The following is a 21,954-nucleotide window of genomic DNA, read 5'->3' as shown; positions in this document are numbered from 1 at the left end:
AGAGTATGTATGATGATTTGAACCCTAGAGATTATATAAAAGAGTGGAGTGGACCCTTTGTTTTCCATATGGACGTTAAACCGTGTGCAGCGAAGGATGCTGCTGGTACTGATTGCAGCGGTTCTGGTTATGTCATGTCTGCTGGTTCTTACTGGTCTTCATGAACGTTCCCCGAGCATAAGCAGCGTGATTGAAGAACGATATATTCAAAGTGCGGCCATGATCAGCCACCCCGGTGGAGACCTGGAAGTCCATGCCTCCAGCGTCATGCCCGGTGTGCCGCTTATGATTGCCGGACTTACCGCCTTATTCGGAAGCATGGATGCTGCCCTGATTGCCTACCAGCTGCTCCAATGTGTCTTTCATGCAATTTCCGTCTACTTGGTTTTCGTGCTGTCCCGCTACATGTTTAATACGCGAATCGCTTTTCTGTCATGTTTGATTTACGCGCTGTTCTGGCCGGCTTACGGCGCAGTCCGGCTGATCCTGCCGGATACGACCATGCAAACCTTGATGCTGCTTCTGGTTTGCGCCGTCATCGGAGCGCTTGAATTGAAGCAGGCTGGCTGGTACGCGGCTGCCGGCGCGCTTACGGCGCTTATGGCTTGCTACAACCTTCAGGCGCTGCTGTACCCTGTACTGTTCATTCCCTTTTGGATCAAGTACCGCAGTCCGGTCAAAATCGTAACTGGCGGGCTCGTTCTTATTAGCGCGGGTTATTTGCTCATCTTGTCTCCATGGTGGCTGAACATCCCGCTGTTCAATCGTTTGATGTATATGTCCGGTCCGTGGAACCTTGCCTCGCTGTGGCTGGAATCGAGATACATCGAAGGCAACCCTCTGGTTCATCTCTTCCGGAGCATATTTGCCGGCCGTACCTCCAAATATGCAGCAGCGATCGGAAATGAGGAGGCAAGAAAGGTCGTACAATCCGCATTGGACGCCGTCCGTCTCGTCATGCTGTTTGCCGGGGTTGCCGGCGTTATCTGGTCGGTTTGGAAATATCGTCTGAAACGGCAGCTCCCGGTGCTGCTGACCCTACTGTATTTTATTGCCGCCGAATGGTTGGTTCCCAGCCTGGACGGTACCGGATTTCCTTATTCGGTCTTCCTGCTCCTCTACGCTGCTTTTCTCACGGACAAAGCGATTATCTATGCACATAAGACCCGCCTGCTTCGTAAGTAAGCTTCAACGCGAAGTCTATCATTCCATCATCATGAGCCTTCTGCGTCTGAAAGCACTTTGATCCGTGCCTTCAGGCGTTTTTTCATATTTATCCAGAACCTTTCAGGCTGATGAAACGTCTATAATATAACTTCGTTTTCATATATCCCAGCCAAGAGAGGTGTCAGGTAGGTATGAAAATAAACCGTAAATATATCACCATTCTCAGCATCGCTGTGGCAAGCGTCCTGACGGTAAGCATCATACTATTCTTTACGGATGCTTCGCATCGCTCGGGCCAGAATGACCGCATGAACGACACTATGAACGGACAGGCGCTGATTCAAGTCGGTTCCACCTACATCACGCATACCAATTTAATTGCCTATAAGAATAACCTCGCGCATAGCACCGCGCCCCTTCCTGATGACTCCACGCTTCTTAAAGAAATGGCAACAAAGGAATTGATGCTTCAATTGGCCGACGAACAAGGCGTTGCGGCGAGTCTGGAGGATGGAATTCAAAGGGCCAAGGCGCTTCGGCAAACGCTCCAGACCCAGCCGCGGCAGGTGCAAGAACAGCACCTGCGCATACTGGATACGATGGGCATCAGCGAAGATCAGTACTGGGAAGACTACTCTCCGCCGGAATATCGGGATATGTTATCGATCGAACGATTAGTGAATAAACTGACGACGGATATGAAGACAAACCAGCCTGACGTCATAACCAGCACACAGCAACTGAAGGATGAACTGCTGCACACCGCGTTGGATGAACAGCGGATTATCGTGTTGGATCCAGATATTCAATTGAGGTAACGCCGAATTGGTATATAATGGTGTAAAAGTCTACCGCCATGGAAGGATAAAATGAAAAAACGTTTCTTGTCGGCGTGGCGGTGACAGCCGGCACGGCCGTTGGAGCTGCTGCTGTTTTCTAAAAGCCGTACCGTCCCATTCCAAAATCCTGGTCAACGGATCGGAAGCCAAGCTGTCCGAGTCCCCCGTTGTCATTCAGAACAAGCTCTACGTCCCCTTGCGGGACTTCTCGGAAGCGCTTGGATATCAGATCGGCTCTGTCGGTGCCGATGCGATCGGGATGATTCCCAAATCCTCGAATGGAGAGGCAACAGCTTACATAAACAAGAACAGCAAGTGATTTCCGAATGCTGCACGGCGCGTGAGCCCCACCATTTACCGCATTCCCCCTTTCGATGCAGCACTTCATATTCTATCGGAAGCCCGCTCACCTGGCGGGCTTTTACTTTTGCGGTTTTCGGGCTAAAGCCCAGTACCATGTTTCACAGCCTAACTGTAACTTTATGCCCTGGTTATACGTGTTATTACATAGAGGGGAGGCCATGAAACTGAACAGTCTGGAATCGATTTATCAATATTATGTGAAAGACGTTTATCGTTACTTATACTCCCTCTCTTACGATCACCATACGGCCGAAGACATGGTACAGGAAACCTTTTACCGGGCATATCTGTATCTCGAGGATTGGAAGGAAGAACGAATCAAGCCATGGCTATTTCGGGTTGCCCATAACGCTTATGTGGATTATCAGCGCAAAGCGAGCCGAAGCATCGTCAAGGATGCTGTTTTTTTCGAGCAGATGGTTGACCGGAACACCCCGGAGAATGCGCTGCTCCAGCAAGAAGTCCAAAGAGAAATCGGACAGATGTTAACCGATATTCCGGAGAAGCAGCGGCAAGCGGTGCTTCTGGTGGATTTTCATCAGTTCTCATACCAGGAGGCGGCTGATATTATGGACATCACCTTATCCCATATCAAAATCACGTTATTTCGGGCCAGACAGCGGCTGCGGGAAATGAAACGAAAGGACGGGACCTTATGAGCGAAGAATTCAAACAGCGGCTGAGGGATTATGCAGATGGCAAGCTGTCTAACGAGGAAAAAATCGAAATCGAACGGGAAATGGAGAAGCTGGAGGAATACCAGTCTTACGTGAACGAAATGATGGATAACGAAGGTTCGAGCGATGCCAGCCCTCCACATGCCGCTGACGATCAGACCGGCCTTTCGCCCAAGAGAGAAAAGCGAATCGTGCGCCGGGGCAAATGGCGAGCTCGGATTTCTAATACGATGACCGTGATTTCGGCGTTTCTGGCTATATTGGTCATCAGCTCGATCATTACGGCGCTTTTTTACGGGGTCGGCGATCCCAGCCGCAACGATAAATACCGGGATGCCATTGCTTCCGCCATCTCAATCTCAAAACCTAATATCGACGTTCGTCTAAACAGTCAGGTCAGAACCTTCTTCCGTCAGGAAGTGTACGGGGACATGGACAAACAGGTGGGGAGCGAACGAGTAACTATCGGCGAATACACCGTCAACTTCCTGTTCGGGCTGCCCACCGTCGATGTGGATTGGAATAATGGCAGCTCGGGTTCATCGCAGATTTTCTACCGTCCGAATAGTCAACCGGAGACTTCGTCTGCGGATCCGGAGAAAGCTCGTAAAGAACAGTCAAAAGAACAACCAGATTCCTCTTCCGCCAAGAGCGGGGACTGGGCCAGGCTTGAAAAGCTCCCCGAGGGTACCGTGGCCGAGGCTTATGTATCGTTTGACCGCTTCTTCACGACCGACGAGCTGCTGAAGCAGTTCGAGAACCGGAATATGGAGGCCGTCTGGTTTGCCGTAGATACCGGACCGGATGAACGATTCGGCGGCGGAGACGATGTGATCTCCAATCCTGTCGGCTTTCCGTCTTATCCCGTCTGGCATCATGATGATTTGACGATTACCTCCTATAAGGAAGAAAAACGCGGTTGGTTTGGCAAAATCGTGTCCAGCGGCGGACATTACCCTTCAATAGAAACCTATGGAGACGGGGAACTGCGGAATGAACACTTCATCAAATCGCTGCGGCTGCTGCAAGAGTATGACCTGATTGCCAGCGGGGTGGCTCCGTTTGTTGACGTAGATGCTTCGTTAGCTTACGTGGAACAAAACGGCGTTCGTCTCTATGGTGCCGTCATTACCGGCCCTGTTAAGGAGCTGTTGACCCTGCGTGAGGTATCCTGGGTCCGCGACCTGCGGGTCGGAGAAGTGCGGCTGTGGAACTGGACCCAGTGATGGTCTTCTGGCGAATGCCGTATACTTCAACAGGCTTGCTGACATAAATAATGTCAACAGCCATCCAGGCCTCCCCCCGACTACGCACCGTGCACCACAGGGAGCCGTGCACACGATGTGGCAAATCACATAAGGGCAACAGCTATCCCGGACTCCCCTATTTTGAGCCCGGGATTTTTGTTATTCATATAAATGATTCAGGTCATGAATGATCTGCGCTGCCTGCGCTTGCCTCATGTGACCATAACTCCATTTGCTGCTTCCTCTCCCGCTCCTCCCGGATCCGGCGGTCCCTCTCCATCGCTTCAGCAATATAGTCTCGCGGCTTCAGCTTCCCGTTGATGTTCAGCAAAATGCCTATCATAATGAGCTGCAAAATAGCAATAACAACCAGCATAAGAGTCCTCCTTGAACATGGTCTGTTCTTTTTTTGCTCTTCTAAAAGCATTCCTAAATGATATAACACTTTCCCCGGGTGTAAAGTTGGTTCGTATCCATGGGTTGGGCTGACAGATGTGTCGGAACAAATCAGCTCAATTCTGGCGTGCGCCTCTGAAATTCACATCATGAATTCATAAGTGTTCGCATCCCGAGGTTCTTATCCATATCCTGCGCTTTGCCAGACTTCCGAGAATCCGATAAACTGGTAGAACGATAACCGAAATACGAAATGATTGGTGAATTTCATGACATCCATACCCTTTTATAAACGCCCATACGGCGGTGAGCGTCAGGATATTCCGTTTGCCAAGCTGGCTACCTTCGAGAACAGCCAGGACCTGATCAGCGATGACGCGCCGGATGCGGCTTTTTTTCGCGGCTTGGAATCACAGGGGCTGCTGCTTAATCGCGCCCAAATTCAGGCTGTACGACATACGCAAGGACCGCTGCTTACGCTTGCAGGCGCGGGTTCCGGGAAGACCTCCGTGCTGGTCAGCCGGACAGGCTACCTCATTGCGGCCAAGAAGATCGATCCGTCTTCCATCCTGCTTGTCACCTTCTCATCCAAGGCGGCAGCCGAGATGAAGGAACGCATCATGGCGCTTCCCGGCTTACGGGCTAGCGAAACCGCCAAAGTAACGGCAAGAACCTTCCACTCCTTCTTCTTATACTTGCTGCGCACCCGCGGCTACAGGCAGGAAATCCTGAGCAGCGCCAGGCATCAACAATTTATTATGAAGCGGATCCTGCGGGAAATGGGCTTGCAGGATAGCTACGAAGCCGAGACGCTGCTATCGCTCTGGTCGGCCCATCGAATGAGTATGACCGGACTTGACGAGCTGCCTGTCAAAACACCTGCGGAAGTGGAGCAAAGGCAAATCTTCGCCCGTTATGAAGCGTGGAAGCAAGACCACGGCCAGATGGATTTCGATGATATTCTGGTCATGTCCCACCGTCTGCTGTCTCAGGATCCCGGATTGCTGGCCTCCCTTCAAAGGCGGTACCGTTATGTGATGGTCGACGAGTTTCAGGATACGGGACTGCTGCCCTATGAGCTGCTAAAGAAGATGGTCGCCCCGCATCGCAACCTGATGGTTGTCGGTGACGATGACCAGACCATATATGGCTTCAACGGGGCGCGAAACGAATTCATTCTCGAATTCGACCAGACGTTTCCCGGGGCCAAGGTGGTGACACTGGATATCAATTATCGTTCCCTCTCCTCGATTGTCGGGCTGGGGAATGAAATAATCCGCGTCAATGAACGCCGCCGTCCCAAACAGCTGCGGTCTACCCGCAAGAGCAGCAGCGTACCGCTATACCTTCGTCCAGGCGATCCCGACCAAGAAGCGGAGCTGCTGCTGACTCATATTACCGAACGAATCCGGGAGCACGGAAAGCAGTACCGCGATCATGCGATTCTGTACCGAACCGCGAACAACAGCCGGGCTATTTTCGAACAGCTCGTGATGCGGGAGATTCCGTTCATTCATTACGAGAATGGAGATCTGTTCTACGAGCAGTGGATTGTCAAACCGCTCATGGACCATCTGCGGCTGTCGCTGGATCGGCGGAATTTCACGGCAATGGAGGGCATGCTCCATACGCTGTACATGAACCGGGACAAAGGCATGGCTTTCATCCGGCAGCAGGATGCTCCGCGTCCCAAGAAGGGCCCTCTATCTCATCTTCTATCCTTTCCTGGCCTGAAGGATTTCCAGGTCGAGAATATTAGAGATCGCACAAAGCTCATTAAGGGACTAAAGGCGATGGAGCCCCTTCAGGCTATACAGGAGATGAGACGGCAATTCTATGACAAGTTTCTGGAAGCAGACGAGCGGCAGGAAATCACCCTCCATAAAGAATTCATACAGGAAGGACTGGATGAGTTGGAGGCTTCGGCGAAGCGCTTTGGCAATATAGCTGAGTTCGTCGAATTTGTTGATCGACTGATCATCATTCATAAGGAAATGGCGGCTATGAAACGGGACGAGCAGGCCGATGCCGTCCGGTTAATGACGATCCATAAATCCAAAGGGCTGGAGTTTCCCTCGGTATGCCTGATCGGGGCAAGCGAGGGCATTCTGCCGCATACGTCCGCTTTGGACGCCGAGCGCAGGGACGATCAGCGTCCGCTGTCGGACAAAGAGGATAAGGCACTGGATGCGCTGGAAGAGGAGCGCAGATTGGCTTATGTCGCTATCACGAGGGCACGGGATGAACTGATTGTCAGTTCGCCGGGCTTTTATCGGGGGCGAAAAGCGGAGGTTTCCCGCTTCTTCCGCGATGTGTTTGTCACGGACGAGCAAAGCAAACAAGGCAACAGCATACAAAGCAAGGGCGGCGGGTCAAAGGCCCGCTCGTCGTTTACGCCAAAACGCACAATCCGCATAGAGACCCCTACCTCAGCCTCAACCTCAGCCAAGCGCTCATCCCTGCCTTCATCTGCTGGGCGGGCAACGGTGAGCGCAGCCAGTCAGAGGAGCCAACCCATCGGTACAGGCTCCTCTCCCAGCTCACAGCATCAGGCTGCACCCGCTGCGACGGAGATCGTCGACGTGTGGTTATGCACCAGCGCCAATTGCAAAGGCTGGCAGCGAGTCAACCAGAGAATCCCTGCTGGTACACGGGATCGGGAGAGCAAGGCCTGTCCTTTATGCCAGTCGCCTATGAAACATGGGCGTAAAGAAGTTCCAGTGCATCAGAGGCGTTAGGGACCAGTAGTTCCTGGAATTACCGAAAATCATGACATCGATCATTTTTCTGCAATCATGAATTCGTATCCTAGTAGATTGCTATCCAATATACAAATAAGGACCGACCCTTTTCGTTCTTCATCGAACGTATCAGGTCGATCCTTTTACTTCATTGTTTTATTACCCCGATTTTGTAAATATATATGGAAGCGTATACAGAATAAGCTACAATAGACTTATGAATACGTCTGATCCTTAAGCTTCAATACATACCAAGGAGGAATGCCGTCATGATTAAAGGTATCGCCCATCTGGCGTTCGATGTCGCCGATATGGAGAAGTCTCTGCATTTTTACTGTGATATTCTTGGATTCACCCGTGCTTTTGATATTCCTAACGATCAGGGCGAGCCCTGGATCGAATACATTAAGGTGCGTGAAGGACAGTTTATCGAATTGTTTTACGGTGGGCAAAAGAAACCGGAGCAAGTGGAGCGGCCCGTCGGATTCTCCCATCTCTGCCTCGAGGTGGAACATATCGAGCGTATCGCCGAGCATCTCCGCAATCAGGGTGTGAAGCTGGACGTCCCGCCGGTCCAAGGAAAAGACTTCAACTGGCAGTGCTGGGCAAGGGATCCTGACGGCAACCGGATCGAATTCATGCAGTTGGATCCCAAATCGCCGCAGATGAACAGTTAGAGCCTTAATTGGCACAGCTAGCAGCGCGTTTGGCGCGAAGGCTTTCCGGCAGCTGACTCTTTATGATCGCAAGGTCATCCCGTAAGCTTTGGGTTGGCCTTGTTTTTTCTTGTCCAGAATGTAGAGAAAGGCTGTGTCATTAAACATCTTGCCAACATCTGTTAATCCGGCTACAATATAACCACCGAATTATTCAAATTTGAATAATATGTACATAGTTGAATATGGAAAAGGAGTATCCTTAACATGAATGCACAACAAAGCAACATCAAATTGGTTGTGGCTGGTCTGCTGCTCGGCATTTTCATGGCCGCCATCGATAACACGATTGTAGCGACCGCGTTATCGACGATTATCCGCGATCTCCAGGGCTTCGACCAAGTCGTCTGGGTAACCTCGATCTACATGGTTGCCGTTATGGCCGGCACGCCGATCTTCGGTAAGCTGTCCGATATGTACGGACGGAAGCGGTTCTTTATATTCGGGCTGGTTGTCTTCCTGATTGGTTCCGCCCTCTGCGGGATGGCAAACAACATGACAGAGCTTATTATTTACCGGGCGATTCAAGGAATCGGCGGCGGTGCTCTTATGCCGATTGCGTTTACCATCGTCTTTGACCTCTTCCCGCCGGAGAAGCGCGGTAAAATGACGGGATTGCTCGGTGCCGTATTCGGTACCTCCAGCATTATGGGACCGCTGCTGGGTGCTTTTATTACCGACAGCATCGGCTGGGAATGGATATTCTATGTCAATGTTCCGATCGGGATCGTATCCTTTATCTTCATCATGACTTCCTACAAGGAGTCCCGTTCCCATGCCAAGCAAAAGATTGACTGGACGGGGGCTGCAACGCTTGTAGGCGCGATCATCTGCCTGATGTTCGGTCTGGAGCTGGGCGGGCAAACCTATCCATGGGATTCACCGCAAATTCTGGGCTTGTTCGGGGGATTCATTGCTTTGTTTATCGTGTTTCTATTCGCAGAGACCCGAGCAGCCGAACCTATTATTTCGTTCCAAATGTTCCGTAAACGCCTGTTTGCTTCGAGCAATATCGTTGCCTTGTTCTATGGAGCAACCTTTATCGTGGCAACCATCTACATTCCGATTTTTGTGAGCGGAGTGTACGGTGGATCGGCAACCAATTCAGGCCTCATTCTGATGCCGATGATGCTCGGCAGCGTATTCGGCAGCCAAGGCGGCGGTATGCTGACGACCCGGACTTCGTTTAGAAACATCATGATTCTGTCCGTCTTGTGCTTTATCACTGGCATTTTCTGCCTGAGCACGATCAGCCCGGATACGCCGCGCTACCTGTTAACGCTCTTCATGGTCCTGACCGGCTTTGGCGTCGGGTTCTCGTTCTCCACGCTCAGCATGGCCTCCATCCATAACTTTGATGCCAGACAGCGCGGCGCGGCAACATCGACGAACTCCTTCCTTCGCTCCTTCGGCATGACGGTGGGGATTACGATCTTCGGGATCATCCAGCGCAACGGCCTGAACAACCGGCTCGCGGAAGCCGGAGGAAACGCGCCGGCCGGTGCCGAGTTAAATGCGGATGCCGTCCTTTCACCTGAAGTGATGGGGCAGCTCCCGCCGAACGTGCGTGAACAGATCACGGCTTCCTTGGCGGATTCCATTGCGAATACGTTCTTGTGGGCGCTTGTGCCGGCGGTGCTGGCTCTGGTGTTCGTGCTCATGATGGGCAACGAACGGGTGACCGTTCCTGCCAAGGCCAAGGGAGCCTAATGGCATGTCAATGAAGCTGGCCATCCTGGGCTTGCTGCTGGAAGGAGACCATCATCCGTACGAGATCCGGATCAAGATGAAGGATCGCGGCATGGATCAGTATACGAAGCTCCAGATGGGCTCTCTCTATTACGCGGTAGACCGGCTTGCCGAGGACGGATATATTGAGGCAGTGGAAACCATACAGAGCGATAGCCGCCCGGACAAAACCATCTACCGGATCACGGATGCCGGACGAAAGCTTTTTGAGCAGCTGCTGCTCAAAAAATTCAGGGACATCGAGCCCGTGCACCACCCGCTCTATATTGCGCTGCCGTTCTCGCGGCACGCGGACCCGGCCGTTCTGGCCCCGATCCTGCAGTCCCGTATCCGGGAGGCAGAGCATCGGGTGAACCAGTCATATCAATTATACGTGGAACACCAACATATCGTCCCCCGCAGCGCCCAGCATCTGATGATCGGGATGTATGAACATGCCAAGACCGACCTGAACTGGCTGAAAAGATTGCACGAAGATCTAGTACAGGGAAAGCTCGGTACGATTGGTGAACCATTGTTTCCGGAGGACGGGCCCGAAGATAGATAACGGTAAGAGTTCTCCATCCTGATAATCAAATCTCTGAATGCGTAAAAAAAGAGCGGGCACTTCCCTCATTCCGGGTTGTGCTCGCTCTTTTTATAGGGAAACGAAATTTAGAACAGGACTTCATCCGGATTGGAGCCAAAACGTTTGTTTTGGTTCAAGCCGTCAATAGCTGCCATATCCTCCGCCGAAAGCTCAAAATCGAAGATGCCTGCATTTTCGCGAATACGATGCTCTTTAATCGATTTCGGAATGACGATGACACCGTTTTGAATATCCCAGCGCAGAATGACTTGCGCCGTGGTTTTTCCGTATTTCTCCGCGATCTGCGCGAGCACCGGTTGATCAAGATTGCCCTGCATCAACGGACTCCACGCCTCCAGGACGATACGGTTCTCACGTGCATACCCCAGCAGCTCCTTCTGGGAGAGCAGCGGATGCAATTCGACTTGGTTGACAACCGGTACGACACCGGTTTCCTCGATGATATGCTGCAGGTGGCGAATCTGGAAGTTGCTGACGCCGATGGAACGAACGAGTCCTTCTTTTTGCAGATGAATCAATGCTTTCCACGTGTCGAGGTATTTATCTTTTCCCGGCCAGTGCACGAGATACAAATCAACGATATCCAGCCCGAGCTTCTTGCGGCTCGTCTTAAACGCTTGCAGCGTCTTCTCATACCCCTGGTCATCGTTCCACACCTTGGTGGTGATGAACAGCTCGTCCCGCGAAACTCCGGATTCGCGAATGGCTTGCCCTACGCCCTCTTCATTGCCGTAGATGGCAGCAGTATCAATGCTGCGGTACCCTGCAGCGATTGCTGATTTTACGGACTGAATAACCTCTTCGCCTTCTTTGGTCTTCCATACGCCAAGGCCCAGCCATGGCATTTTTACGCCGTCATTCAAAGTAGGTCCATCGGTAAAAGTTTGATTGGCCATTCTGAAATCCCTCCTGTTTATGTAATGCAGCGGTTGTAAAGCCGCTTTCTCCAGTATATCAAAATCCCAGTATCCCGCTCAACGTTAGACTACTTAACAAGGTTGCTTTCATTTTTTAACTACTTTTAACCGGGGTTTAAACTTCGTCCGTTACAATGGAATCTATCTTATACACCATTAGCAGCTTAAACAGGAGGATTCACAAACACATGGAAACCGTTACGCTCATCGTTGCGATCACCGCACTCGCTCTCATCCTCATTCTATTCATCGGTAATATCATCAACAACGGACTCTCCGCCGCCTTCAACCTGAACATCCGTGCCAAAAAGTACGCCGTGGTGCTGTTAATCATGTACGCGGTGTCGATCAGCGGCTTTGTCCTTCTCACCCGGTGGTGATCCGTCTCCAATAGAAAAAGGGCCGTCCCTGTCAGAGGTATGTCGCCTCCGGGTTCAGCCCTTCATCCCTATCACTCCATATGCAAAAGCAATGCGCCGCGAGTCTAGTACTTGCGTCTAAAAATACCGAAGCTCAGCAGTCCGCATGACGCCAAGAACAGATACGGCCCCGCGGCCGCCCCTCTTATCGTCTGGCCAAAGAATTCTACGGTCTTGGATGACACGTACATCATCGTCAAAAAAATTGCGACCAGCGCAAAGGCGTATGCTATGATTTTATTCATCTTTTTCTCGCGAACCACTTTCAAAAATGGATAGATGAAACATACGATAAAAAACACGCCGCCCTGCAAAAAACCATTCTCTGCAGCCACGCCGATATCCAGCCATTTAAAAAAGAAAGAGGCCATCGCTAAACAGGTGGCTATAAAAATCAACTTGCTCCCCAGATCCCACTGCTTGAACCGAAATTTCATCCATGTACACTCCCCTAGTGTCAATCGCCCGGATGCCATAACATCCTTTAAACAAACTTAGGGTTCATTATACCGGATTTTTGCGGCTGAGGGTAGATCAACTACAGGTCTGCAGCACTATTCAGCCATACCGTTTTGTTCGCTGCCGGTTGACGTTTCCCCTGCTTAGGTTCCATATCCGGATATCCGATGTACAGGAAACCTAGCATCTTATCTTCAGGCTTCAATCCGAACGCTTGATTCATCAGCGTATGGAAACACGGCTCGCCCGTTCTCCATACGGCACCCAGACCCAGCTCATGAATTTGCAGGAGCATATTCTGAATGCCGGCGAATACCGCTCCGTACTCTTCAAGCTCGATCACCTTGGGATCCGGGGACGGTTCAACCGCCACACCGATGACAACCGGAGCCCGGTATGCCTTCGTACGTCCCGACTCGCGTGCTGCATTTACAGCCTCTTCACTCGTATCATCCCCGCCTGCCGCCTGAATGTCACCAAGCGCGTTGCCGAGCACATCACGGCCCTCACCTTGCATAACAAAAAATTTCCACGGCTCCGTGAGCTTGTGATTCGGCGCCCAGGTACCTGCTTCTACGATTTGTTCAATCCATTCCTGCGGTACGGCATCAGGCTTGACCTTGCCAAGGCTGCGGCGCGTGCGGATCGCTTCACTTACATTCATATCTGATTTCCTCCTGAGCTATATATAGTTGGATTTATTTTACACACTCCTAATTGAGAGTCTGTCTCAATTATAACAAAAAGCGCACCGTATCGCTTCTAAATTGACCAGTTGAAAATTAATGAGCTGTTTTCAGTTCTACAACCTCCGTATTACACCCTATAATTATTGTAATCCCCCCTCTATTTTACTAGCATTTGGTACGAAACGTCCGCATTTCCCCTCTCATTTTTCTTCTAGATTTCCATGCCATTATCTGGGATAATGATGTTTAACTCATACAAGAAGATTAGGAGGATGATTCATGACTGATAAGCCACTCATAACGCCAGAGGATTTGTACCGGATGCATTGGGTAAATGACCCTGTCGTATCTCCAGCTAGCGGAGCCATAGCTTATGTACATAAATCCGTCAGCGAAAAGTTCGACGGTTACCGTTCCCATATCCGATTGCTTCCTGCAGAAGGAAACCAGGACGTTCCCTTCACGTCGGGCGAAGCGGATGCCGCACCCGCTTGGTCCCCGGACGGGTCGGAGCTTGCTTTCTTGCGCAAAAAGGGCGATAAACCACAGATATGGATCATGCCTGCCAACGGAGGGGAAGCAAGACCGGTTACCGACTTGAAGCACGGAGTCAGCGCCTTCAGATGGTCTCCGGACAGCGCACGCCTGCTTGTTAGAAGCGAGGTGGAAGCTGCTGCAGAACCTACGGAAAGCCAAGAATCAGACAAAGACGGTAACAACAAGCTGCCTGAGGAAAAGATCATTAATCGCATTAAATATAAAGCCGATGGCGCCGGATTGTGGAATGAACGTCGACATCATCTATACCTCGTGAATCCGGCAACGGAAGAGTCCAAGCAAATTACAGAAGGAGATTTTGACGTATATGCCTTCGCCTGGTCACCGGACGGTGCCCGCATCGCATACAGCAGCAGCCTTGCCACGGAGCAATTCCCGGATCCGGATCTTCGTTTGACCGGCGATGTGTTCGTCATGGACCTTGCCAGCGGATCCGTAACCGAATTGACGGATGGAACCCTCTCGATCGGCTCCATTGCATTCACCCCGGACGGGCAGTATATGCTCATGCTTGCCAGCGATCTCAGCTGCGGTTTTGCCACGCTGACCAAAATCCACCTGGTCCCGCTCTCGGGCGGAGCATCCCGCGTCCTCTTCACGGACATGGATATTCAGCTGGGGCACGCCGCGGTCAGCGACATGAGAGCCGGAGCCGGAACGCCTCCTCTGTTCAGTAAGGACGGTCAATCCGTATACATCCAGCTCAGCCAGGATGGCGGCGTCCATATTGGACGTTTTGCCCTGGACGGTTCTTCTTACGAACTGGTGGTATCGGGTGAACGTGAGGTGTACCAATTTGCTCTGACATCGGAGGAGAACGTGGTGTTCGCCGCTGCCGACCCGCTGCAGCCCGGCGATCTGTTCAGCTTCTCTATCGCCAAGAACGAGGAGAAACGTCTGACAAACTGCAACGAGGAGCTGTGGAACGAGCTTACGTTAAGCACGCCGGAGTCCTTTACGTTCCGGACGTCGGACGGCTGGCCGATCCAAGGGTGGATCATGAAGCCAGCCGGCTTCACGGAAGGCGCGAAAGTCCCGGCCGTGCTGGAAATTCACGGCGGTCCGCAAGCCATGTACGGACATACGTTCATGCATGAGTTCCAGCTGCTTGCTGCAGCCGGCTATGCGGTATTCTACACCAACCCTCGGGGTGGCCACGGGTACGGTCAGGTACACGTCAATACCGTTAGAGGTGATTACGGCGGTCGGGATTACCAGGATCTGATGGAAGCGGTAGATTATGTTCTGGATACCTACACCTATGTCGATGCCTCCCGTCTTGGCGTAACCGGCGGCAGCTACGGCGGCTTCATGACCAACTGGATCGTCGGTCATACCGACCGGTTCCAGGCTGCGGTAACCCAGCGCTCGATATCGAACTGGATCTCCTTCTACGGCGTCAGCGATATCGGCTATACCTTTACACAGGATCAAATCTGGGGCAATCCTTGGGACGATCTCGAGAAGCTGTGGAAGCACTCCCCGCTCGCTTATGTGAAGGACGTCAATACACCGCTGCTCATCCTTCACGGCGAACAGGACCTCCGCTGCCCGATCGAGCAGGGAGAACAGCTGTTTATCGCGTTGAAGCGACTGGGCCGGGAAACCCAGCTGATTCGCTTCCCTGGCGCGGATCATAACTTGTCCCGAAGCGGCCATCCTCATCTGCGGGTTAAACGCTTGAGTCATATCGTCCGTTGGTTTGTGGAGCATATCGAAAAATAACATAAAAAGAAAAACCATCCCTGTGCGAGCTGGCGCAATGAATGCTCGCATCAGGATGGTTTTTTTATATTGGTTTTGCGCAAAACCAAGCTCCTCTTGACCTTTCATCAAACAGGACCGTACACCGTCTCGCCCGCTACAACGGTCTCCCTGACCAACATGCCCGAACCGTCCGCACCGCAGTCGAACAGCGTCAGGTTCGCCGGGTTCCCGATCGCAAGACCGCCCAACTGCGGCATATCCAATACCATAGCCGGGCGGTCCGTGACCGCGCTTACCGCTTCCGCCAGCGTCATATCCGTATAGCGGATCGCATTCGCAATGCCAACGTCCAGCGAAGAAGCGGATCCGGCCAGTATCGCCGGATTCGCTACCGTATGCAGGCGCCCGTCTGCCGTCAGCTCCACTTCGCCTCCGATGAGGCTGCTGTAGCGACCGGGAGCCATGCCGCCGAACATGACGGCATCGCTGACAAGCACCGCTTTGTCCCGTTTCGCCCGCAGCATCGCTTTCAGCACAGGGGGCACCAGATGGTGGCCGTCCGGTATAAAGGTGGCCCATAACCGGTCGTCCGCCAACTGATGCCAGATATAATTGGGGTGGCGCGGCATAACGGGCTGCGAACCGTTTCCCAGGTGCGTCGAAACCGTCGCCCCCGCCCGCACCGCTTGATCGATCTGTTCCCCTGCAGCCATCGTATGCCCGATCGCCACGACCACGCCCGCCTGGACCAGCTTCTCTATAAAAGGAACCGAGCCTTCGCGCTCCGGCGCGAGGGTCACCATCCGGATAAGCCCGCCGGCCGCATCCTGCAGCCGCTGAAACTCGTCCCAATCCGGATTCCGGATATACTCCCTCGGATGCGCCCCTCGACTTCCATCTTCACCGGATAGATAGGGGCCTTCCATATGAATGCCGGCAATCGAGGCGCTTCCGAGCTGTTTGGACTCGGCATACTTGTACAATCCTCGAAATGCCTGACGCATCCGGTCATAGCTGCCCGTGATAACCGTCGGCAAGTATGTGGCAACCCCTCTGCGGTGCAGCGCCCGCGTAACGCCTTCAATATCGCTCGGCGACGTCACGGTTCCATTCAAATCGTATCCGCCGAAGCCGTTAACCTGCACATCGATCCAGCCGCTGCTGATCCAGGGCAGCGCCGCCGTCTTCTCGTCTTGCCCCAACCGCCGGATAGCCGTAATCCGACCGTCTAACGCTTCTACCTCTACCGGCTCACCGGTATGCGGGAGCTTTCCACGCCACATCATAGGCATCCCCCTAACTAAGCCCATTGATAAATCGGCGCTGCCGATGCTTTATCCAGATATAGCATCCAGCTGGGATGCGTCTTCAGGATGGTAGCCGGCACCCGGTTATCCACCACGCCTTGAATCGTATTCTGAATGGCTGCCGCTTTCGCCTGATGGGGCACGACCGATACGATATGCCGGCTCTTCAAAATCTGTTTGACCGTCATCGTAATCGCCTGTTTAGGCACGTCCTCATTCGATGCAAACCAGCCTTCCCTTACCTGCTGGCTCTTGCATGTATCGCTGAGATTCACGATCGTATAAGGCGAATCGTTATCAAAATCAGCCGGCGGATCATTAAAGGCAATGTGCGCATTCTCCCCGATTCCGATCAGGGCCAAATCCACGGGCGCTTCGACGATCTCCTCATTCAGCCGCTTCACCGTTTCCTCGGGATCGCCCTCCCCGTTGATGAGCCAAGCTTGGCCGACGCTCACATATTTCAGGAAGCGCTCCTTCAAGTACTTGCGAAAGCTCGCAGGATGAGATTCCGGCAGCGCGATATATTCGTCCAAATGGAACATTTCGATTCTTTCCCATTCCAGATTCAGCTTCACGAAGTGCGACAAAAACTCGAATTGCGACGCGCCCGTCGACAGGACGATGCGCGCTTTTCCTTTGTCCGCGATCGTATCGCGGAGAATGGCCTCGCAAGCGCGGGCCGCCTCCAAACCTGCTTGATCCGCATGTTCCAAGATGTTCAACTGCATAATGATAATTCCTCCTTGTTGTACAGCGTTATCGAACGGCAAGCCTTAAGCGAGAACGCTGCTATTCAGAAACTCCTCCAGCCTCACCATGCGCTTCTCTACACGGGAACGCTCGGCGGCAAAGGCCATCAAATGACTCTTTATCGACGCTTGGGCAGAGGTTGAACTGTTATGCCGTCCCTGAGATTGGACCGACTTCACAAAATCCGCAATCAAACGCATATCCCCGCCGCCATGTCCTACATGACCTTCGGGATCGACGAGTCGGATGACTTCCTGCTTCCCGCTGCCGAAGCGGCGGATCTCGATCTCGTTGGTTTCCATTGTGGCCCGAATCTCGCCCTCGGTCCCCATTAGCTTGATGGTACGGTTACATTTCTCCGTGAACGCGCTCATCGTGAACACCGCCGTTATGTCATGCTCGAATTCCATACTGACGACCTGATGATCCACGACATCGTTATCGCAGTGGTAGACGCACCGGCCAAAAGGGCCCTCCAGCATCGCTTGGTAACGCGCTTCGTAACTCGGGTCGTTGCTCGCGGCCTCGCCTTTCCAGCCCGCATTCTCGATCAAATACGTATTCGGTGCATAATACTGGCATTCATGGGATACCGGGCATCCATCCAGGCAGCGCTTCGGCGCGCCCGGCGGAGCCGATTCCGGTCGAAAATGGGACAGATGTCCATAAGAGGCCACGCTTAGGCATTGGCCCCCCGCCAGCCATTGCATAATGTCAAGGTCATGGCAGGACTTGGCCAGAATCATCGGGCTGGATGACTCGCTGTTATTGAAATATCCCCGCACATACGAGTGGGCCTGGTGCCAATAGCCGACGTTCTCATTGTGCTGGATCGACATCAAGCGGCCGATCCTTCCCTCATCAAGCAGACGTTTAAGCTCTTGGAAAAAAGGCGCATACCGGAGAACATGGCAAATCGTTAAGGTACATTCGTAGGCTTCCGCCTGCCGGCCCATATCGATGCATTCCTGCCATTCCGGCGACATCGGTTTTTCCAGCAGCACATGGTACCCGGCTGCCAGCGCCTTCATGGTCGGCTCATAGTGGTCACGGTCCCTCGTACAGATGAAGACCGCATCCGATTGACGGGGTCCGGCAAACAGGTCATCCCAGCTCGTGAAGCATTTCTCATCCGCTATCCCGAACTTCGCTTGGCAGCGGCTTCGCCGCACCTCATCCGGATCGGCAACGGCAACAATCTGCATTTCCTCCGGCCGCTGGATCGCATAACCACTGTAGATCATGCCGCGAAGGCCGGCCCCGACCAGCGTGACCGTCAATGGTTTTGGTTTACTCATGTTCTTCCACTTCCTTTCCCTCTAGTCGCCTGCGATTTTCTCCCCGCGATGGGTTCAGCTCGGAGGGATCAAGCACCTTGAAAATACCGGGAAACACGACGCTCATCGCTTCCTCATCCTCAAGCTGCCGTGCCCTGACCAGATCAGCCGCGCTGCTCACAGGATGAACGGCCGTAATCTTCCCGATTCTTCGGTCAACCTCCGCGGCAAGCTGCACATACAGACCTTCCCGACCCACGGTATAGAACGGGATCGCTCCCGCCTGCCACTCATCAAAATGCGAGATGACCTCCATACACCGGAGGACATCGTGTGTGCGCAGCGCGGCCAAACTGTCCCCGAGCCAGATCAAATCATCGGCAAGCTTATGCAGCACGCCAAAGTAGGAATGCGCTGGTTTCCCGTATATCGGATAAGGCTCATGGGGACCGACGCCGGACGTATTCAGCACCAGTACCGCACGGCCGGATCGGCAGGTCTCCCGAATCCAGGCCCAGTGATCCTTCAAGCGGCGGGTTCCACCACGCCAAACCGCAACGGTCAGCGGCTGCCTTCGTTCGACTGTAACCCCGGCCAGTCGGAATACATAACCGCTGTTCATGATGCCTTCCTGCGACCACCACAAGCGATAATCGGCCTCAAGGCCCTCCACTGCGCCCAATCCAATAATGCGCGGGTTCAATTCGCAAGGCTTGCGGAAGGCACAGATTTTCTCCAGCAGCCACTGCCTTGCTTGATCCTGTCTTTGCTGCGTCGGCAGCAGCGAACGGGCTGCTGCCAGTTGGTCGTAGCGATCGGCATTGAAGTCCCGGATCGTCCTTGCATCAGCATTATCCCGATACACCTGACCGCTGGGACTGCACCACAGTTGTTCCGGAGGCAGCGCCTCTATCTTCATGGCATCGTTGGGAGCAGCCTTCACCTCAAGATGCCGGACGAAGAATTCCGCCGCCGCCGCGGCCAGCCGGTCCGTATAGCGGTGCGTCGAGGCATCGGTCACAAGCTGCAGGTCATTCGGGTGACCGAGCAGCTCCCAAAAGCGCCTGCAGCGATCAACGGTGCGCCGCGTGCCTTCGATCGGGAAAAAATCGTATTCCGCCGCCAGCACGATTAACGGCTTCGGCGCAAAAGCGATGAGCAGATCCTCATGGTCGTAACCCAGCCCGGACAGGCCCGGCCATACCTGCTCGGCATCCTGCACGCCGCCAGCATGCATGTACAGCTGCCGGTTCATGATGAAGGTGGCCGGAGCCGCTGCCGCAATACGTTCATCGCTGACCATCAGCATGGCCGTCTGCGTTCCGCCGCCGGAGTTTCCCGTTACGCCGATCCGCGATGAATCGACCTCGGGCCGCTCGCACAAGTAGTCGATGGCACGCATGGCATCGTGAACGAAATAACGGGCTACGCTGTCGCCGAGCATATGGCACTGAACGCCGTACTGCTGATGCTCCTTCGTTCCCCATACGAAGCCCCCTTCCCGATCCTCGAAATCATGAAGGCTAAGGCGCTCGCCCTGCCCGATCGGATCAATGGCCAGCACGATGATGCCTGCCCGGACGAAGTGCTGGATGACGCGCTGATAATAGGCATCATGCTTCGCCCCCAGCTCGTGCCCGCTCAGAAACAGGACGGCCGCGGAGCGTTCTTCCCGGTGATCGGGCAGATACAGATTCGACGTGACATCATACCCCGGAAGGGACTCGAACATGACCTTCTCTACTTGAAAGCCGGTTCCGCGAATACTTCCCGTCGTGCGTCCGTTACGAAGGGAATCGGTTCTACCACCTGACATGTTACCGGCGTTCCCGGCGAACCAGTGCGAACACTCCTTAAGCGGAGAGTTGTCAGGGGATGTTTCCTCCCCGAAAACCGGCCCTTCCTCCCTTTCCGGGTTCGCGAATGCATTGGGAAGACCACCGATGGATCCCAGGAAGGCCGCCCTTATGTCCTCCTGCCGCTTTCTTGCCGCCTCGGCCGTGACGATGGCGTCCCGAATGGTATCCCCGGCGGCAAATGCGGCATCGGAACGCTCGAACACATGCGCCTTCAATTGATCCCGCGTGTCGTATAACGTGCAGATATACTGCTCCAGTTCCTGAACGCTGTTCATCTCGATGAACTCCCGTTGACAAACGTCGGCGAAACGTCCGGAAGCTTCATCGCCCGGCCTTCGGCAATGGAGCGATTGGCTGTGGCGCCAATCAGAAGGGATTCCGCGCCTACCGAGCTGTCGGCTTGTTGGCCTAGCGGATCCTCGATCCCGCCTTCGAACAGTGCCTTGCGCAGCTTCGCATCCCCGCCGCCATGACCGGTGGCCGATGTATTGACCTCGACCAGTTCTTCCGTGCCATCGGCTCTGAAGATATGGATCCGGCTCGCTTCCCCTTGCTTCATATCCGCGTTGCTGTATACATTCGAAACCTCGATCCGGCCTTTGCTGCCGTTGATCGCGGCGCGCCAACCCTCATACGGGCTATAGGCGACGAGAGAATAGGTCAGCATCGCATCATTGTCATACCGGACATTGACCGACATCGTGTCATAAATGTCGATACGGCCGTCAAACAGGCACCGGTCCCGCCAATAGCCGTCGGCTTCTTCCGCCTGGCGATAGTATTTTTCAAGAAACGGATCCTTTTCGATATCCATATAGAACTCGCACTCGCCTTTCCGGTGGCAAGTCAGGCACCGTTCTCCATGATCCTGCCGGTCGTCCCCGTACACCCGTCTCGTCCCGAACGCATGAACTTCCGCGGGACGGCTGTTCATCCACCAGTTTACGATGTCGAAGTGATGCGTGGACTTGTGAACCAGCAGCCCGCCGCTGTTCTTCATCTCGGCGTGCCATCTGCGGAAATAGTCCGCGCCATGCCGGCGGTCCAGAAACCACTCCAGATCAATATGGTAAACATCTCCGATGACTCCTTGCAGCAGCAGTTCCTTCACGGTCGCAAAATAAGGCGCAAACCGAAGGTTGAACGTGACCGTCACCTTCTTCCCGCTCTCCGACTCCGCCTGCAGGATCTCTCGGCACTTGTCCTCGTCAATCGTCATCGGCTTCTCACTAATGACGTCGCAGCCTGCCCTCAAGGCTTGCACGATATAGGTATGATGCGTGTAATCCGTACTCGCCACGATTACGACATCCGGCTTCGCGGCGGCGATCATTTCGTCAAAATCATCATACACGGGTATTCCCCCGCACTCCTCGCTCAGAAAGCGCGCCCGCATGGGATTGGCATCATACACGCCTTCAAAGGCAAGGACGCCTCTCCAGTCAGTAACCATCGGCTTAGCAAACATATACAGCGCTCTCGATCCAGCGCCGACCAGCACATACTTCTTCATGTCGTAAGTTCC

The 21,954-nt window shown here is 53.5% G+C and carries 20 protein-coding genes; 11 read left to right on the top strand and 9 right to left on the bottom strand.

Annotated features, from left to right (window positions below; all coding sequences use genetic code 11):
• Window positions 1-57: 57 nt before the first annotated feature.
• From ACETK5_RS22730 to ACETK5_RS22710, 5 genes are all read left to right on the top strand, one after another.
• A complete protein-coding gene (locus ACETK5_RS22730) occupies window positions 58-1,185 on the top strand; it encodes an ArnT family glycosyltransferase (protein WP_100539962.1) in 1,128 nt (375 codons plus the stop codon).
• Window positions 1,186-1,358: 173 nt separating this feature from the next.
• A complete protein-coding gene (locus ACETK5_RS22725) occupies window positions 1,359-1,985 on the top strand; it encodes a phage tail tape measure protein (RefSeq protein ID WP_394058025.1) in 627 nt (208 codons plus the stop codon).
• Window positions 1,986-2,130: 145 nt separating this feature from the next.
• Window positions 2,131-2,325: a stalk domain-containing protein gene (locus ACETK5_RS22720; protein WP_394058338.1), complete on the top strand. Its 195-nt coding sequence runs from the start codon at window positions 2,131-2,133 to the stop codon at window positions 2,323-2,325.
• Window positions 2,326-2,527: 202 nt separating this feature from the next.
• Complete coding sequence (locus tag ACETK5_RS22715) at window positions 2,528-3,028, top strand: sigma-70 family RNA polymerase sigma factor (protein ID WP_394058023.1); 501 nt, start codon at window positions 2,528-2,530, stop codon at window positions 3,026-3,028.
• Window positions 3,025-4,272 (top strand): anti-sigma factor, encoded by a 1,248-nt coding sequence (locus ACETK5_RS22710; protein ID WP_394058021.1) that lies wholly within the window; start codon window positions 3,025-3,027, stop codon window positions 4,270-4,272. The genes ACETK5_RS22715 and ACETK5_RS22710 overlap by 4 nt, the downstream gene beginning before the upstream one ends.
• Before the next feature lie 202 nt (window positions 4,273-4,474).
• Here ACETK5_RS22710 and ACETK5_RS22705 read toward each other — a convergent pair whose 3' ends face one another.
• On the bottom strand, window positions 4,475-4,669 hold the full coding sequence (locus tag ACETK5_RS22705; RefSeq protein ID WP_326093680.1) for a hypothetical protein: 195 nt from the start codon (window positions 4,667-4,669) through the stop codon (window positions 4,475-4,477).
• A 289-nt stretch (window positions 4,670-4,958) separates the two neighbouring features.
• On the opposite strand from ACETK5_RS22705, the gene ACETK5_RS22700 reads away from it, so the two are divergent.
• The 4 genes from ACETK5_RS22700 (at window position 4,959) to ACETK5_RS22685 (ending at window position 10,442) form a co-directional block, all read left to right on the top strand.
• Window positions 4,959-7,427: a UvrD-helicase domain-containing protein gene (locus tag ACETK5_RS22700; protein ID WP_394058019.1), complete on the top strand. Its 2,469-nt coding sequence runs from the start codon at window positions 4,959-4,961 to the stop codon at window positions 7,425-7,427.
• Between the two features lie 272 nt (window positions 7,428-7,699).
• Window positions 7,700-8,107, top strand: a complete 408-nt coding sequence (locus ACETK5_RS22695; protein WP_394058017.1) for a VOC family protein — start codon at window positions 7,700-7,702, stop codon at window positions 8,105-8,107.
• A 246-nt stretch (window positions 8,108-8,353) separates the two neighbouring features.
• Window positions 8,354-9,856, top strand: a complete 1,503-nt coding sequence (locus ACETK5_RS22690; RefSeq protein WP_100539955.1) for an MDR family MFS transporter — start codon at window positions 8,354-8,356, stop codon at window positions 9,854-9,856.
• Between the two features lie 4 nt (window positions 9,857-9,860).
• Complete coding sequence (locus tag ACETK5_RS22685; RefSeq protein WP_394058015.1) at window positions 9,861-10,442, top strand: PadR family transcriptional regulator; 582 nt, start codon at window positions 9,861-9,863, stop codon at window positions 10,440-10,442.
• A gap of 107 nt (window positions 10,443-10,549) precedes the next feature.
• Here the strand turns inward: ACETK5_RS22685 and ACETK5_RS22680 are convergent, their stop codons facing one another.
• Complete coding sequence (locus ACETK5_RS22680; protein WP_394058013.1) at window positions 10,550-11,380, bottom strand: aldo/keto reductase; 831 nt, start codon at window positions 11,378-11,380, stop codon at window positions 10,550-10,552.
• Between the two features lie 209 nt (window positions 11,381-11,589).
• On the opposite strand from ACETK5_RS22680, the gene ACETK5_RS22675 reads away from it, so the two are divergent.
• Window positions 11,590-11,781, top strand: coding sequence for a hypothetical protein (locus tag ACETK5_RS22675; RefSeq protein WP_100539952.1), 192 nt, complete (start codon window positions 11,590-11,592; stop codon window positions 11,779-11,781).
• Window positions 11,782-11,885: 104 nt separating this feature from the next.
• Here ACETK5_RS22675 and ACETK5_RS22670 read toward each other — a convergent pair whose 3' ends face one another.
• Together ACETK5_RS22670 and ACETK5_RS22665 are read right to left on the bottom strand one after the other, a co-directional pair.
• Entirely contained in the window at window positions 11,886-12,257 is a 372-nt protein-coding gene (locus ACETK5_RS22670) for a hypothetical protein (protein ID WP_100539951.1), read from the bottom strand.
• Between the two features lie 101 nt (window positions 12,258-12,358).
• Window positions 12,359-12,943, bottom strand: a complete 585-nt coding sequence (locus ACETK5_RS22665) for a nitroreductase family protein (RefSeq protein WP_394058010.1) — start codon at window positions 12,941-12,943, stop codon at window positions 12,359-12,361.
• A 304-nt stretch (window positions 12,944-13,247) separates the two neighbouring features.
• Between ACETK5_RS22665 and ACETK5_RS22660 the strand changes: the two genes are divergently transcribed.
• Entirely contained in the window at window positions 13,248-15,251 is a 2,004-nt protein-coding gene (locus ACETK5_RS22660; RefSeq protein WP_394058008.1) for a prolyl oligopeptidase family serine peptidase, read from the top strand.
• 107 nt (window positions 15,252-15,358) lie between these two features.
• On the opposite strand, the gene ACETK5_RS22655 is transcribed toward ACETK5_RS22660, so the two are convergent.
• Genes ACETK5_RS22655 through ACETK5_RS22635 form a run of 5 tightly spaced genes read right to left on the bottom strand, consistent with a single transcriptional unit; the run spans window position 15,359 to window position 21,942 of the window.
• The gene (locus tag ACETK5_RS22655) at window positions 15,359-16,519 is read right to left on the bottom strand and encodes an N-acetylglucosamine-6-phosphate deacetylase (protein WP_394058006.1); all 1,161 of its coding nucleotides are present in this window, start codon (window positions 16,517-16,519) and stop codon (window positions 15,359-15,361) included.
• Window positions 16,520-16,533: 14 nt separating this feature from the next.
• Complete coding sequence (locus ACETK5_RS22650; RefSeq protein ID WP_394058004.1) at window positions 16,534-17,271, bottom strand: glucosamine-6-phosphate deaminase; 738 nt, start codon at window positions 17,269-17,271, stop codon at window positions 16,534-16,536.
• A gap of 45 nt (window positions 17,272-17,316) precedes the next feature.
• Window positions 17,317-18,591, bottom strand: a complete 1,275-nt coding sequence (locus tag ACETK5_RS22645) for a Gfo/Idh/MocA family protein (RefSeq protein WP_394058002.1) — start codon at window positions 18,589-18,591, stop codon at window positions 17,317-17,319.
• Entirely contained in the window at window positions 18,584-20,704 is a 2,121-nt protein-coding gene (locus tag ACETK5_RS22640; RefSeq protein ID WP_394058000.1) for an alpha/beta hydrolase family protein, read from the bottom strand. Before ACETK5_RS22640 ends, ACETK5_RS22645 begins: the two co-directional genes overlap by 8 nt.
• Complete coding sequence (locus ACETK5_RS22635; protein ID WP_394057998.1) at window positions 20,701-21,942, bottom strand: Gfo/Idh/MocA family protein; 1,242 nt, start codon at window positions 21,940-21,942, stop codon at window positions 20,701-20,703. The genes ACETK5_RS22640 and ACETK5_RS22635 overlap by 4 nt, the downstream gene beginning before the upstream one ends.
• Between the last annotated feature and the right edge of the window lie 12 nt (window positions 21,943-21,954).

Origin of the sequence: Paenibacillus ilasis (assembly GCF_043195395.1) — a bacterium.
Lineage (GTDB): Bacteria > Bacillota > Bacilli > Paenibacillales > Paenibacillaceae > Paenibacillus_AQ > Paenibacillus_AQ lautus.
This window is presented reverse-complemented; position numbering and strand designations above follow the sequence as displayed.